Origin of the sequence: Legionella pneumophila subsp. fraseri (assembly GCF_000586315.1) — a bacterium.
GTDB classification, from domain to species: Bacteria; Pseudomonadota; Gammaproteobacteria; order Legionellales; family Legionellaceae; genus Legionella; species Legionella pneumophila_B.
In genome coordinates this window covers 103,613-117,099 of record NZ_JFIM01000016.1, presented here as the reverse complement: position 1 = coordinate 117,099, position 13,487 = coordinate 103,613, and the positions used below count along the sequence as shown (strand labels likewise).

Here is a 13,487-nt window from a genome sequence, read left to right as displayed (position 1 = left end):
TAAATAGCCCAGCGTAGCCTGGATGCAGGCGCAGCCGTAATCCGGGATATTGGGTTTCGAACACCCCGGATTTCGTTCCACTCCATCCGGGCTACGCTTGCTTACCTATTACCGAAAGAAGGAAAGCAAAAATGGGGGAAGTACGTATGGATTTATATTTAAAAACACAGCGTTGGCGCTATCACCGAGATCATCGTAAAGTGAAGAAGCGGGTATTGGATCATGGTTAAGGCGCAATGTTTTACCATAGATTGCAATAACACCACCGTCTTACCTTTATGAGTATGAATTTCCATATTCTGATTAGACTCTACAATTAATAGATCTTCATTTTGTGCATCGCTCTAAAACTCAATTTATTTTTCCACCAGCATCTTGTACATGCTTAATAATATAGTGTTGAATTTCTTCATTAACACCCGCGAGAGGAAAGATAGAAAATTGGGATTTTGAGTAAAACAATAAATAGTAATCGGAAAATTGCCAAACTGACTCAATTGATGACCAAGGAAGGGTGACTGAGCCTTGATCTGATGAAAATGTGAAATTATCCTCAGAAGCCAAAAATATAGCATCAGGATGTCCCATTTTCTTGAATTTGTTTATAGAGCCCCGATAATGAACGAGATACAGCATAATAGCTATCGCAACAGAAAAAAAGAGTATCGCTCCAAGTGCGCCAGTAATCCAAGAATAATCTTCATTAGATATTAGGAAGATTAAATATCCCATTAACGCCAACCAAGTTAGGATCATTAAAGGTCCAACGGTTTTATACCAAAAACTAAAAATCGCTTTACGAATAAGGCTAGTTGAGTAGATTAACGTAGTTTGATGCATAAGTTTCCTGTAAGGGAAGGGGATTAGCAAAACTATATTAATTGTAGAATCTAACCAATTTTGTTTGGCATTTCAATTTTATGAACCTCAAAAAAACGAAGGCTTAGTTGTTAAGCACGGCGTTTGTCGATTAATTCTTACTCACCAAAATGTGTCCATCACAAAATTCATCATTCAAATCCAATTGACATAATCCGGTCTACGCTTGCTCAAGTGATTAATATTAAAGCCTACCGTTGGAAAAACAGTGCCGTGATTTATTTCAGCGACCTATTGCGCTTGAATACGATTTAGCGACTTACAGCTTAGCTCATCGGTCTCTTCATCGTTTGGCCTGAGAGCGGTTTTATTCACAGGCTGGAAGAGTTTGGTATAATGTTCTTTATGTTCTTGGTCTTTAGAGAGCGCAGACTCTTGTGAAAGCTCACGCGTACAAACCTTCTCTTGTGTTTTTTCCACAGTGCCCATCTCTTCGATGTCATACGGGTTGTCCAGATTCGCATCAATAAGTGATACATATCTATCATTTGAGAGAACCTCTTTTAAAAGCGCATTGTTTTTATTAACTTTTCTATAAAACTGTATCGCCGACTTTGATAGGCTTACAGAAAATACAGCCAAAGATATACCGAGCAATATGGGGCCAATTGGCCAGGCAGCGATTCCCCAAAACAGGCCTGACACCCCAACAATAAGGCTTGTAAGAGAAGTGCCAAGGTCAATAAATCTCTCCAGACTACGGGTGTGCTTGCGATGGCATACGATGTCGTAAAGTCTAGCTGGCCCCTCTTGTTTAGCAAAGGCTAATTTCTTGTCAAGTTGGTAAAGCTTAAAAACTAGCAGCACTCGTGCTTGCTTATCGTCGAGCCGCGTGTTGAGAAGTTTTTCGTACTTGGCTTGTCGCTTTTCTTTAATGCTTTCCACATATTGTTCAGGGTTATCTTTATACTGATTTATGAGTGCATTTTCCTTACGCACGTCCGAATAAAGGTAGTATGACGAATTAAGTATGCCAAACCCCATAATGCCTATACCAAGATATACCCACATCGTGGGGAATAACGTTCCCAGATAGATGAGTGGTATAGCCCCTGCTGCAGCTGCAATGAGAATACCAGCCGACATCACACGACTTAATTTAGAGGCTGTTGGATCAAGTATTCTTGCAATAGTACTGCTTACAAAACCAATGACTGAAAAGAGCACTCCCAGAATGCCCAGGGCAATGCCCGCGCTTTCCGTAAGTACAATGATGCGTGTCATGTACTGCAGAATGCTCGACAGAGAGTTTGTAGCGAGCCCCGTGCTACGCAAGTAGACAAAGGCTGAATTATTGTTCTGTAGGTTTTTCTTGATTTCTTTGCTCATCTGGCAAAACTGGAATAAATATAAAAAATGCTCATTATACAAGGTCTGTCTTAAGAGAACTTTAACAATCTTAGATATCAATAGCCCGATGATCAACTTTTTATATGTTGACAGTGTATAGCTGGCGTAGCACTGATGCAAGCGCAGTCATACTCCCGGATTTCGTTCCACTTAATCCGGGCTACGCTTGCTAGCTGAATTACATAAGCAACATGAATAAAGCCATTCCTATCATCATTAAATTTTCAGTGAGAGAAATAAATCCTAAAGGTACGTTACTATCACCTCCCACACAGGCACATTTAAGCTCACGCTTGTCGATATAAACGGCTTTAAAAACCGAAAGAGCACCTACAGTTCCAATAAATAAGGCAATTGGAATAGAAAGCCAATTTAACGCTCCTGCAATCATTAATATCCCCGCTAAACCTTCAGCAAATGGGTAAATATAGCTGTAAGGAACCCAGCGTTTGGCCAGGAGGTCATAGTTTAAAAACATGGTTGAGAAGCTTTCGATATTCTGGAGCTTTAATAAAGCAAGAACTGCCATGCTAAATGCAATAAACCAGCTTAAAGCATGTGGTGTAAAAGGATTGGCAAAGCGAGTATAACTCACTGCCATCGCCATTAAAGCGGTAATCGCAAACAGTACGATGACGGGGCGATAACTTTTTTCTTTTGGGTCTCTTACTTTCTTTCCAAAGTAACGCCGTAAATCGTCATAACCACCTATACGCTCATCGTTGAAAAAAGTCTGAGGTGTGGTTTTCACATTGTGTTTATCCTTAAACGCCTCGACCTGTTCACGGGTTGTTAGCCAATTATCTTCTACCTCATAGCCTTGACGTCTTAATAAATCTCTAGCTTTGAGACCATAAGGGCAAACATGATGTTCTATCACCATGCGATACAAAACCGCTTTTTTAATTGAAGTATGATTCATTTCTATCCCCTATGATTAATGGTCTATAAATAGTAATATAGAGTACGTACTATAGTACGGAGTCAAGTAATGAATAATAAAAAAATTGGTGAATTTGCTAAATTATGTGGAGTTGGCATTGAAACCGTGCGTTATTATCAACGCCAGGGACTGCTTCATGTTCCGTTGCTTAACAAAGAACTTGGGGCTGAAAAAATAAGGCGTTATGGTGACGATGATATAAATCGTTTAAGGTTTATTCTTTTAGCAAAAAAAGCAGGCTTTACTTTAAAAGAAATAAAAGAACTATTGGAGTTTGATGCTAAAAATGATCGAGAGCGCGTAAGAGATATGGCTGAAAAGCGTATTGAAAAACTAAATTTAAAAATTAATGAATTAACCGAAGCTCGGAATAAACTTTCACTCTTAGTAACAAAATGTATGGAAACCAGCTCTTCGCCTTGCCCCATTCTTATGACCTTTGAGAAAAGTTAAACCCATAAAAATAGAAAGCAATCAAATTGTTGGTAACCAATCATTGAGCTCAGCAATGATTGCAACTCACTTTGCTGGCAAATCAAATGCCCAAACCCGATCAACACCTAAATACCCATACCAAAGAAGCCGTATCCGTCCTAATTCATCGGGTTGAAACCGAACTGGAAGAGACAATACTGTTCCCCGATGGTGGAATGTTTGGATGATATTATCCTTTAACCGGCTTTTATCAATGAGCTTACCCTATCGACATAACAATAGCAGAGCATGAGAAGAGGGTTACTTGCTTTGAATTAACTTGATTTTGGAGTAAAGCCCATATTCTTAGAAGAAAGAAAATTAATTTTATCAGGATCATAGTCATTTTGAGGATGTGCATTTATGTATTTATCTGACATTACCAAGTAGTTATTAATAAATCCTTCATAGACCGATTGCCCTCCCAGCATTTCCAATTCACAAAGATCGGCAAAATGGGCATTAACCTCACCGCGGCTGTCCACACCAAATTTAGCAGCTAACCGTTCTTTTGCAGACTCTCTAACTCTGACAAAACAATTCTCATCAAGAAAGTCACGATATGGTTTGTATTCCTCAGGGCAGCTGTCAATAACAGGATCTCTTGAGCGGGATGTGGTTCTCCCTGTTCTTATTTCTTCTTTATATTTAGCGATTTTGGAGGATAAAGTCGCGGTAGTTAAGGTTTGATCCCCTTCATGCTGAATATAACACTGGTGGGGATCTGAATGGATATACTTTTGTCCAGGGGCAACGTTCCATCCGGTAAATTCCAGCAAATTTTTAACAATAGATTTTGATGCTGAAGGAATTAAAGGAGATCGATCGATTAAGTCTGAAACAGCGGCTTTAAACGATTTAAATGCATTGTTCATTATAAGTCGTACTTTTATATCCGCTTGCTTCTCAATCTCATTTTTTACCTCCAGCGCTACTGACGCCCCAAAACAATCGCCTTGCAAAACAATATCATCTGGCTTGACGCCCTGATTTAATAAAGACAAAACCGCTGCAATACCTGCGTTGGTTAAATCATTAGCCTCCGTAACTTCTCCTGTACTCATTCCGATGCCTGGAAAATTGAGCGCGTGTACCGTTGCCCCCGTTTCTTTTGCCGCAGCGCTAATATCCCGAAAACACGCTTGATAGTAGGTATTTGCGCCAGGAAAATATACAATGTGTTTACCAGTACCCGGTTTTTGAGGAGAATCTGGCTCTGGTTCGCATTTCAGGATCTCCAATTCACACCAATCCCCTGAAACCAATTGAGAGGGTACCCTGTTTAATGTTAATTCAAGATTCTGGAACGCGTTAAAATAAGCGGCTTCAGGATTGGTTTTTTGTTGATTAAGAAAATCAGCAAATGGTTCCAGGAAATCTTTATCCGTATCTTGAGCACCATAGCCCTTTTTTTTATACCAATCGCCCACTCCCTCTGAGAACAATAATTTCGCAACAGAGACCTTCAAATGATTCTGAAAGAATGAACTATTTCGCGTCTTTGGCCCTTTATTTTTGGCCATTACCGACTCAAATTGATAATACAAAGAACATGTCAGTTTAAGTATAGTTCGTCGATTTTGAACAAATCAAATTCTGGCTCGAATGAAAGCAAAGCTATAATGATAATTGGGTTGAAAATTTTGAATATTGTGCGGCAAGACTTTAGCAGCCTGGGAGGAGGGTAAAACCCGTGTCCTGGGGTTACCTTTACCACTAATTCACTCCCCACCTCCCCCATTCTCATTCAATAACCCAGAGTGGACATAACGATGAAAACTGGAATAAAGCCTTTCTTTAGCTGTGTCAGCATACCAATGCCTTATTGGGTTAATCAGTTCTTGACTTCAGAGAATACAATGTAACCTCAGGATGCAGGCTACGCCCCCACACCAGGTTACTTGCCTGCTGTAGTGAAACTCAAATCTATACTTTAACTTCCAGGACACTCTTGTTTTCTAGTGGCATTTGCAAATGCATATCTCTAATTCATCTTTTTTACATGAATAACATGCTCGGGCAATCGCTCAAAATGCACTGCCGTCTACCAAGTTAATAAAGCAGTTTTCTTGCCTTGGAATTGATGATTTAAAATGACTAAATTTATCTTTAGCGATTTATATTAAATAAAGATCCATGGTAACTTGTTAATTCTCTAGAATGATTAAATTGGTAATCATCTCGCAAGATATGATGACTATATATATCTTGATAAAAATCGGTCGTTTCAGAAAATCGACCGCTCCTCGGGTAATCCAAAGCCTCTTTAGCTTTCACAACAATTTGCTTATAAGCCGCTTTGGCGTTTAATTTACTGCTTTCGAATTTTTCAATTACATCCAGAATATCCTTTACTCGATGAGGAAGGCGTTTATCACCATGCATAACACCATCACTATAAAATGAATAATTAGCTAGTTTCCATTCATTGGCCATAATATGCATCTTTATTTCAGCCAATCTGGTCTTCAGATAATTCGCCTCAGGAAATGCCGGGATTGTTACATTGGCGGACAAATTATTGTGAAATGCGTTCTTGATTTCCTCTCGTTCTCTTGTCAATTCAACTGGCCTGACTCCTTGTCTATATTGCTCGGGAGTAATTTCAGGAAATTGTTGCTGATAGTAAAAAATAGGCAAAATTCTAAACCCTTTATTTAGAAACGCTTGATAATCAGCGTCTCTATGATTCAGAGAAAAATATTTTACAGCCGTTTGTTTTATAGTAGCCCAAATTTGTTTTACTTGTTCCGGGATTAAATAATCCCCTAATGTTTTATTGCCGTTTTTTATTGTTTGATCATAAAAATTAATAAAATTTTGCTGATCAATTTTTGTGATATAACCCAGCAGCAGTTGCCCTATGAGGCGATTACCTGTACGAATTGGGTCAGTTGATTCTATTGAAAGTTCAATGGCCATTAAGTCATTGATAATTTTCAAAATTTCTTCGTGAGAAGCTTTCGCTATGATGTTATTCACCAGTTGTCGTTTTTCATCTCGGCTCATCATGGAGGTGTTGTTATATTCTTTTCTTGTTAAGCCGACCTTTAACAAATAGAGATGAGGCACATCAGAATTTTTTAAGGAATCAATTATTACGCTCATGACAAATGACACATCAAATTAACCAGCATCCATTCTATATCAATTATTAGCAGACAATAAAGAAGAGACATACATGGCCTCTTATATTGAAATCAATATTAAAAATCTGGTGACATAATCCCTTGATCTGGGATAGTTAGAATTCGCTGCTCGCCTACGCGTATTTCGGCTGAATAATCAATAAATTACCATCACGCGTCACTACTCCCAACATAATTGCGTTAATTAATCTATGGATGGATACGGTGTAATAATTATCCCCTGAAACCGGATTCTTTTTGTAAGGATCAGCGACCACTACTAAGCGATGTTTTTGGTTGTATCCGCATAGAACAACAAAATGTCCGCACGGTAGGCCGCGAATAGGATCACTCCTCGATTTGCCTTCCTTGTTGAATAATTCCCGACTGCAGTTATACAGATAGGTTGAACTAAGACCTGTCAATATGGGAATCTGCCTGGCAAAATATTCCTTTAAAATTTCTGCAGTCAGGCATCGAAAATAGATAGCGCCCCCTAAAGTCAGAAAATCAAGTGCTGCATGTGTTCCGCGGGCAAGATACTGGTTACGCTTATACCTCATTTGTTGCATGAGCATTTCTCTCAGAACGTCGGTATTTGATGAACCATCGCTATTAAACCATGTCGGGTCATACAATTGTAAATTATTGACATAAAGGGTCACTTTAAATCCCAATTGCAAGGCATGTTTACCAAGCATGGGCGCTATTGTTCCACCAGATAAAAAGCTCTCTACCTGGTTTGCCACCTCTTCATAACTGATATCCAAGCCATAATATTGATATATGGCATGTAAACAGGTTGGCCCGCAAGATTCATCATCAGGTTGGGAATTTATTTTAAAATCAATCATTATAATATCCAACTGGAGATCAATTTTATGTCTTTTTGATTTAAATTTAGGCTTATCTTGGTTTTATGTCAATGAATCATCTCCTGTTTTTCAAATATTCGGTCCACCAAACTGCTTGAATTAGCAAGCAAACGCAAAAATTGGTTATTTCAAATCGGGAGATACTGTGTCTTCAGCATAACTTTTTAGTGACTGCCAAGCATAATTGGAGACCATACCATGCTCTTGATTATTTAACCGCATAGCATAAATATCCATAGTAACGGCTACATAATCCCTAGTATTTAACTGAACCAAAGAGCCCTCTGCCAACTCCTTTTCAACCAGATGATCCGGTAAACGGCCAATACCCATACCCGATAAAATCAGTTGTTTACGAATATACATATCACCCACTAACCATTTGGGCATAGAATGACTTAATGGCTCAATCTTGAGTTGATATAATTCCTGTTGCGTGCCAGCTATCATAATTTGCATGCAGTATATTCCCAGTTTGGGATTATTTATTCGTTCTTTATGCTGGCCATAATAGTCCCTGCTCGCAACAGGAATCATTCGTATGGAAGGCATACGCAAATATTCTATCTGTGGAGAGCGGATATGGCTTGCAGCTATACACAAATGGCACTCTCTTCTTTCCAGGCGCTCAAGACATCGAACAAAAGTATTGTTACTTAGTGAAAAACAAGTTTCGGGATATTGTCTTATGAAAGATTGAATAAGCGGAGCATATCCTGGCAATGGTAAAGCAATATCGAGATCTATAGAAAACTGTGTTTCTACTCCGGATCTCAATGTTTCAGCACTATTTTCCAGTTGCATAAATTGAGCGACCACTTCTCTTGCTTTTTGATAAAAAGCTATACCTTTCGCAGTGAGTTGAGGTCGGTATACTTTTCTATCAAACAGTTCGAAGCCCAGGCTGGACTCCAATTTTTTTATGGCATTAGTGATTGCCGGCTGTGAACGGTGCATCTTCTCTCCAGCAGCAATAAATCCACCCGATTCGACAATTGTAATAAATACCTGGATTTGTGAAAAATTTATCATAACTAAAAATTATCAAGATAATTATAAAATAATATTTTAATTATATGATCTTTATAGTTATGGTAAACCCTTGATGAATTGATTTTAATACTGACTGGAGGCTTCATGATAAGAGAATACATGGATAAGAGAAACAACCAATTTACTACCGAAATTTTAAATTATTTTAGTGACCTAAAAAAATTTTCGACGAGTTATCTTGAATGGATAACCATGGAGCATTATCAATTTTCGTTAAACAATACTCGTTTCTTAATGAATTCTCATATCCAAACCAAGTCGCTTTCTGATCCCGGAGTTTCTGAAGAGTTACTAGCTAACTATAACGAAGAAAAAAATCATGCTCAAATGTATCGGCATGCACTAAAAAAAATCGGCCTGGATGTAACAAACAGGATTCCGTATGTGTCAACCAGACAGTTTTTTATGCGCCTTGAAGCCTTGATTGAGATTAACGCATCCAAAACCCTTGGCGTTATGTACGCTACTGAAACAGCTGCAATATTTGAGCATATTTTATTTAAAGAAATAAGCGCCGAGCTTTGTCAAAGAAAACGTTTGGATTTTGAGAATTCTCGCATCAAGCAATTCCATGATTTACACCTGGATGGAGTAGAACAGGCACATAAAGATGAGTTAGGCAAGTTTATGGATCATACGCTTGCTCAAGAGCACGTTGATCCCAATATTTTTCTCCAAGAAAAAGAAATATTGGATGGCGCGTATGTAGCGATCAATATAATGGAAGATTGGTGGTCTGGTTTAATTAACGCAAAGGAACACCTTTTGGTACAAGCTCATGCTCAATAAACTTACGTGGCTAACCGGCAAGATACAAGAAGACTGGATAGAGAAAATTTTACATTTGCGGCAAAAGATTTGGTCTGATTATCAACGCATTAAAAATGACACTCTTTTTAAGCTCTATAGTCATTATCCTTTATACCAATGGCTATCTCACTATAATGGTGAGGTAGTAGCTGTTATTAATTCTTTGCCAGTAGCACTTGATCAATCACTCGATAATTTGCCACAAGAAGGATTAAATTGGGTCCTGTCTCATTTGGAATCTACAACACCCTTAACCCAATCCAATTATCTTGCTGCTGTATCAGTGACAGTGAATCCGGCTTACCAAAGACTTGGTTTAAGCAAACCCTTATTGAATCGGTTAAAAGCCAGTGCACAGGAGGCTCAATATAAAGCACTAATAGTGCCAGCCAGACCTAGCCAAAAAGAAAACTACCCGCTTATTTCCCTAGAGGATTATTTGAAGTGGAAAAGAGTGGATAATACTATTTTTGATCCTTGGTTAAGAGTTCATGCACAACTGGGAGGAAAAATAGCTTATCCATGCCAGCAATCACGCGTGATCACAGCGAATATTGCTCAGTGGGAACAATGGTTCGGCCATCCGTTACTTCAAACGGGTCAATATCTTGTTAAAGGCGGGTTAAATCCTGTCACTATCAATAAAGAAAAGGATATTGGAATATACATTGAGCCAAATGTTTGGGTTATTCATGATTTGTAATTGATTTTTGCCATCTCCCGTTATGATATCAGGCAAACAAGCTTGTCTTTGGTACATGATCTATACGCTTTTCAAGCTTTGGATGTCGTTTTGCTGTGCATTTCCAGAAGTTTGAAAAAATATCCAAAAAAACGTAAAAATAAAATAAACCAGACTTACGAAAAACCCCAAGATCAAGGCAAAAAATGTTTTTAATGAAGGAGTTTAGATAAACTAAATGACCGAATTAAAAACTTTTTTTAACAAAGAGATTGGGATTTTTCGTAAGTCCTGATAAATTCTCATCTTAGGCAAAACAAGGAAACCAAATGTCAAATTTTCGATACAGCCAGGGAAAAAAACTACGCGAAGCGTTAATGAAAGAAAAACCATTGCAAGTTGTAGGAACAATTAATGCCTATACCGCTTTGCAAGCCCAAAAAGCAGGATTTCATGCCATTTATCTTTCAGGAGCAGGGGTGGCTAATGCCTCTTACGGCTTACCAGACCTGGGAATTACCACATTAAATGATGTAGTTGAAGACGCACGGCGCATCATGAGCGCGGTTGATTTGCCTTTACTTGTCGATATTGATACAGGGTGGGGTGGCGCTTTTAGCATCGCCCGCACTATCAAGGAAATGATTAAAGCAGGGGTAGCCGCGGTTCATATTGAAGATCAGGTTCAAGCGAAACGATGTGGTCACCGCCCAGGTAAGGCACTGGTTGAAAAAGAAGAAATGATTGATCGTATTAAGGCCGCCGTGGATGCGAAAACCGATCCTGATTTTGTTATTATGGCAAGAACCGATGCCCTGGCGAATGAAGGGTTAAATAAGGCGCTAGAGCGAATTAATGCTTATATTGAAGCCGGGGCAGATATGATTTTCTTCGAAGGAGTACGTAAACTTGAGGAATATCAGGCGCTAACTGAGCAATGTAATGTTCCGGTATTGGCGAATATCACTGAATTTGGAGTCACTCCATTATTTACGCTGGAAGAATTAAAAGAAGTAGGAGTTAGCCTGGCTCTTTATCCTTTAAGTGCATTTCGGGCAATGAGTGCCGCTGCAGAAAAAGTTTATGACACAATCCGCAAAAACGGTACCCAAAAAGATATTCTGGCAGAGATGCAAACTCGCGAAGAGTTGTATCAGGTATTAAATTACCATTTTTATGAAGACAAGCTTAACGAACTCTTTATGAAAGAAAAGACGACATAAATATCAATGAATTATCAGAGCTGATTTGAAAAAATAAGGTTCTATTTGTCTGGATATGGGGGTTATCTGCCTAAGATTGATGTTTTTAAGTAACTAACTTAGCCCTTATCCAGACAAGCATCCAATAAGCAATCCATTTAAAACCTGATAAAGTTATTGCAAAAGAAAAGCAATTCTATTTATAGTTTTAGGATAAATGATTTGTTGAAAATGATATGTGGCTTGACTACCTCCATAAGATTAATTCCGATCCAAACCTTTTATATCTTTTTATAAGAACTTTTATTATCTATGTTTTCGCAATTTTTATCATCCGCGTTGGCAATACCCGATACAATTTTGAAACAGCATTTGATTATATTTTTGTATTTGTCATTGGCGCCGTGTTAAGTCGCGCAATTAATGGCAACTCTACTTTAATATCTGCGATGGCTGGGAGCAGTTTACTTATTTTTTTACATTGGATCTTTGCTATTTGTTCCTTTTATTCCCACGGATTTGGAAAACTGGTTAAAGGGAAATCGGTGCTATTAATACAAGATGGGCAGCTCATTTGGAGTGCTTTGAAAAGACATCAAGTGACTGAAGAAGATTTGAGGCAAGTTTTCAGAGAAAAATTAAATGCAAGTGATTTGACAACAGTGAAAGAAGCTCGTTTGGAGCGAACGGGGCGCATCAGTTTTATTACCTACAAATAATTTTGTAACAAGAGCGAATTCTGGCGATTACTTTTTTTCGTAAATCCTGGCTGTTTCATTGGATAGAAATTGTATCTTGAAAATTAAGAATACTCTTCTATTCTTTATGTAAAGAATTCTTTTTATGAAAATTAACTAAAAATACCAACGTAATTATTTGATTTTTATATGGCTCGTTTAACGACCTGCGTGCCCTCAATTGTCCAAGACATACAGCGGCAAGTAAAAAACGGGCATTTAAAATTCAAGTGAATCATACGTATAAAGGAGGAGTTATGTTTAACTTAAAAAGGAATTTAATCAAGTTAGGGACTCTCAGTATCAGCATTGCTCTATTAGCAGCATGCCATACTGTCAAGGGGACTGTAACAGGGGCTAAACAAGATATTAAAGCAACTGGAAAAGCAATATCAAGAACCATGCAATAGAACGAAAACAATGTTGGATTATTTTAATCCAACATTGTTCAAATTTAATAAAAACTTCAGTTATATCTTCAATGGAACGAAAAAGGCCATTATTAAAACAATAATCAATAAAATTCCAAAACTTATACCCACATATTTTAATTGGATATTTAATGGTAAACTTCCCATTTCATGAGCGTGCTCATGCCCTCCTTTCGAACCAATCATTTTAGCTTGTGCCTGAGAATGCGCTTCATGCCCCTCATGATGATGAGCCATATGCCCTTCGGTATGTTCTTCCCCCTCCGGCAAAGTCATACATCCATGCTTTAATTTTTTCTTAACCAACCAGTTATTAATTGGAAAAGCGATAAAGCCACCGACTAAAGTAGCCATTCCCATAATAAACCAGAATTGCAAATGCGCTGGATTGCGCCCATATTCTAATGAATTCATTAAAATCATCATCACAGGAATCATACCCATCATCACAAAATTCATGGATACGGTTTCTGCAAAAAATGTTTTCCTTAATGCTTCTCCATAACTGGAATACATATTTCTCATCATTCCAGCCTGAAAAATAACCCAGCCAAAAATAAATGCAGAAATATACTCGAGAATCAGCTCTACACCGTTGCTTAAATCAATAAAGGATAAAAAAATTGCTGCAAATATAATGCCTGTCGCATCCCCAGCCAAACAATGCACTTCCGAATTAACCGCCTGTTTCCATTGCGCTTTAGTATATAACGCATGCAATCCTTTACCTGGGCTTCTGCAAGTCAAAAAATAAAAAAACAAGCCGAAAGGGCCGGTATAGGCCACAACCAAAACCCATCCGAGTTTTTGCACCCAATCTATTGGCATCTCCCTCACATCATAAGCTATAAAAGCCAAAGAGAGCATCAGTAAAATAAACCATAAAACCATAATCCCATCGATCATTGCTCTTCCTTTTCTCT

The 13,487-nt window shown here is 38.2% G+C and carries 15 protein-coding genes; 7 read left to right on the top strand and 8 right to left on the bottom strand.

Annotated features, from left to right (window positions below; translation table 11 throughout):
• Nucleotides 1–351 precede the first annotated feature (351 nt).
• The 3 genes from CC34_RS0105600 to CC34_RS0105590 all read right to left on the bottom strand — a co-directional run bounded on the left by CC34_RS0105600 (nt 352) and on the right by CC34_RS0105590 (nt 3,151).
• Nucleotides 352–840 (bottom strand): YcxB family protein, encoded by a 489-nt coding sequence (locus CC34_RS0105600; protein ID WP_027228350.1) that lies wholly within the window; start codon nt 838–840, stop codon nt 352–354.
• A gap of 270 nt (nt 841–1,110) precedes the next feature.
• Nucleotides 1,111–2,208: a lpg0059 family Dot/Icm T4SS effector gene (gene ceg2 / locus CC34_RS0105595; protein ID WP_027228349.1), complete on the bottom strand. Its 1,098-nt coding sequence runs from the start codon at nt 2,206–2,208 to the stop codon at nt 1,111–1,113.
• A gap of 199 nt (nt 2,209–2,407) precedes the next feature.
• Complete coding sequence (locus tag CC34_RS0105590) at nt 2,408–3,151, bottom strand: glutaredoxin family protein (RefSeq protein ID WP_027228348.1); 744 nt, start codon at nt 3,149–3,151, stop codon at nt 2,408–2,410.
• 69 nt (nt 3,152–3,220) lie between these two features.
• Here CC34_RS0105590 and CC34_RS0105585 point away from each other — a divergent pair, with 69 nt between their 5' ends.
• Entirely contained in the window at nt 3,221–3,625 is a 405-nt protein-coding gene (locus CC34_RS0105585) for a MerR family transcriptional regulator (protein ID WP_027228347.1), read from the top strand.
• 86 nt (nt 3,626–3,711) lie between these two features.
• The gene (locus tag CC34_RS1000000117680) at nt 3,712–3,834 is read left to right on the top strand and encodes a hypothetical protein (protein ID WP_258073495.1); all 123 of its coding nucleotides are present in this window, start codon (nt 3,712–3,714) and stop codon (nt 3,832–3,834) included.
• An 87-nt stretch (nt 3,835–3,921) separates the two neighbouring features.
• Here the strand turns inward: CC34_RS1000000117680 and sdbB are convergent, their stop codons facing one another.
• The 4 genes from sdbB to CC34_RS0105560 form a co-directional block, all read right to left on the bottom strand.
• Nucleotides 3,922–5,169: a Dot/Icm T4SS effector alpha/beta hydrolase gene (gene sdbB / locus CC34_RS0105575; RefSeq protein ID WP_028378756.1), complete on the bottom strand. Its 1,248-nt coding sequence runs from the start codon at nt 5,167–5,169 to the stop codon at nt 3,922–3,924.
• A 586-nt stretch (nt 5,170–5,755) separates the two neighbouring features.
• Entirely contained in the window at nt 5,756–6,754 is a 999-nt protein-coding gene (locus tag CC34_RS0105570; protein ID WP_011214346.1) for a hypothetical protein, read from the bottom strand.
• A 154-nt stretch (nt 6,755–6,908) separates the two neighbouring features.
• A complete protein-coding gene (locus tag CC34_RS0105565; RefSeq protein WP_027228344.1) occupies nt 6,909–7,628 on the bottom strand; it encodes a C39 family peptidase in 720 nt (239 codons plus the stop codon).
• A 144-nt stretch (nt 7,629–7,772) separates the two neighbouring features.
• Nucleotides 7,773–8,681 (bottom strand): LysR family transcriptional regulator, encoded by a 909-nt coding sequence (locus CC34_RS0105560; RefSeq protein ID WP_027228343.1) that lies wholly within the window; start codon nt 8,679–8,681, stop codon nt 7,773–7,775.
• A gap of 105 nt (nt 8,682–8,786) precedes the next feature.
• Between CC34_RS0105560 and CC34_RS0105555 the strand changes: the two genes are divergently transcribed.
• The 5 genes from CC34_RS0105555 (at nt 8,787) to CC34_RS1000000117365 (ending at nt 12,543) form a co-directional block, all read left to right on the top strand.
• A complete protein-coding gene (locus CC34_RS0105555) occupies nt 8,787–9,491 on the top strand; it encodes a DUF3865 domain-containing protein (protein ID WP_027228342.1) in 705 nt (234 codons plus the stop codon).
• Nucleotides 9,481–10,215 carry an N-acetyltransferase gene (locus CC34_RS0105550; protein ID WP_027228341.1) on the top strand — a complete coding sequence of 245 codons (735 nt, stop codon included), beginning with the start codon at nt 9,481–9,483 and terminating at the stop codon, nt 10,213–10,215. Before CC34_RS0105555 ends, CC34_RS0105550 begins: the two co-directional genes overlap by 11 nt.
• 308 nt (nt 10,216–10,523) lie before the next feature.
• On the top strand, nt 10,524–11,417 hold the full coding sequence (gene prpB / locus CC34_RS0105540; RefSeq protein WP_027228340.1) for a methylisocitrate lyase: 894 nt from the start codon (nt 10,524–10,526) through the stop codon (nt 11,415–11,417).
• A gap of 215 nt (nt 11,418–11,632) precedes the next feature.
• The gene (locus tag CC34_RS0105535) at nt 11,633–12,115 is read left to right on the top strand and encodes a DUF421 domain-containing protein (protein ID WP_014840716.1); all 483 of its coding nucleotides are present in this window, start codon (nt 11,633–11,635) and stop codon (nt 12,113–12,115) included.
• A gap of 275 nt (nt 12,116–12,390) precedes the next feature.
• Entirely contained in the window at nt 12,391–12,543 is a 153-nt protein-coding gene (locus tag CC34_RS1000000117365; protein WP_011214339.1) for a hypothetical protein, read from the top strand.
• 60 nt (nt 12,544–12,603) lie between these two features.
• Here the strand turns inward: CC34_RS1000000117365 and CC34_RS0105525 are convergent, their stop codons facing one another.
• The gene (locus CC34_RS0105525; RefSeq protein WP_028379228.1) at nt 12,604–13,470 is read right to left on the bottom strand and encodes a DUF4396 domain-containing protein; all 867 of its coding nucleotides are present in this window, start codon (nt 13,468–13,470) and stop codon (nt 12,604–12,606) included.
• Between the last annotated feature and the right edge of the window lie 17 nt (nt 13,471–13,487).

Excerpts from the sequence above, each read along its gene's own strand:
- CC34_RS0105600 (WP_027228350.1), bottom strand. The coding sequence starts at position 840 with ATGCATCAAACTACGTTAATCTACTCAACTAGCCTTATTCGTAAAGCG.
- ceg2 (WP_027228349.1), bottom strand. The coding sequence starts at position 2,208 with ATGAGCAAAGAAATCAAGAAAAACCTACAGAACAATAATTCAGCCTTT.
- CC34_RS0105590 (WP_027228348.1), bottom strand. The coding sequence starts at position 3,151 with ATGAATCATACTTCAATTAAAAAAGCGGTTTTGTATCGCATGGTGATA.
- CC34_RS0105585 (WP_027228347.1), top strand. The coding sequence starts at position 3,221 with ATGAATAATAAAAAAATTGGTGAATTTGCTAAATTATGTGGAGTTGGC.
- CC34_RS1000000117680 (WP_258073495.1), top strand. The coding sequence starts at position 3,712 with ATGCCCAAACCCGATCAACACCTAAATACCCATACCAAAGAAGCCGTA.
- sdbB (WP_028378756.1), bottom strand. The coding sequence starts at position 5,169 with ATGGCCAAAAATAAAGGGCCAAAGACGCGAAATAGTTCATTCTTTCAG.
- CC34_RS0105570 (WP_011214346.1), bottom strand. The coding sequence starts at position 6,754 with ATGAGCGTAATAATTGATTCCTTAAAAAATTCTGATGTGCCTCATCTC.
- CC34_RS0105565 (WP_027228344.1), bottom strand. The coding sequence starts at position 7,628 with ATGATTGATTTTAAAATAAATTCCCAACCTGATGATGAATCTTGCGGG.
- CC34_RS0105560 (WP_027228343.1), bottom strand. The coding sequence starts at position 8,681 with ATGATAAATTTTTCACAAATCCAGGTATTTATTACAATTGTCGAATCG.
- CC34_RS0105555 (WP_027228342.1), top strand. The coding sequence starts at position 8,787 with ATGATAAGAGAATACATGGATAAGAGAAACAACCAATTTACTACCGAA.
- CC34_RS0105550 (WP_027228341.1), top strand. The coding sequence starts at position 9,481 with ATGCTCAATAAACTTACGTGGCTAACCGGCAAGATACAAGAAGACTGG.
- prpB (WP_027228340.1), top strand. The coding sequence starts at position 10,524 with ATGTCAAATTTTCGATACAGCCAGGGAAAAAAACTACGCGAAGCGTTA.
- CC34_RS0105535 (WP_014840716.1), top strand. The coding sequence starts at position 11,633 with ATGTGGCTTGACTACCTCCATAAGATTAATTCCGATCCAAACCTTTTA.
- CC34_RS1000000117365 (WP_011214339.1), top strand. The coding sequence starts at position 12,391 with ATGTTTAACTTAAAAAGGAATTTAATCAAGTTAGGGACTCTCAGTATC.
- CC34_RS0105525 (WP_028379228.1), bottom strand. The coding sequence starts at position 13,470 with ATGATCGATGGGATTATGGTTTTATGGTTTATTTTACTGATGCTCTCT.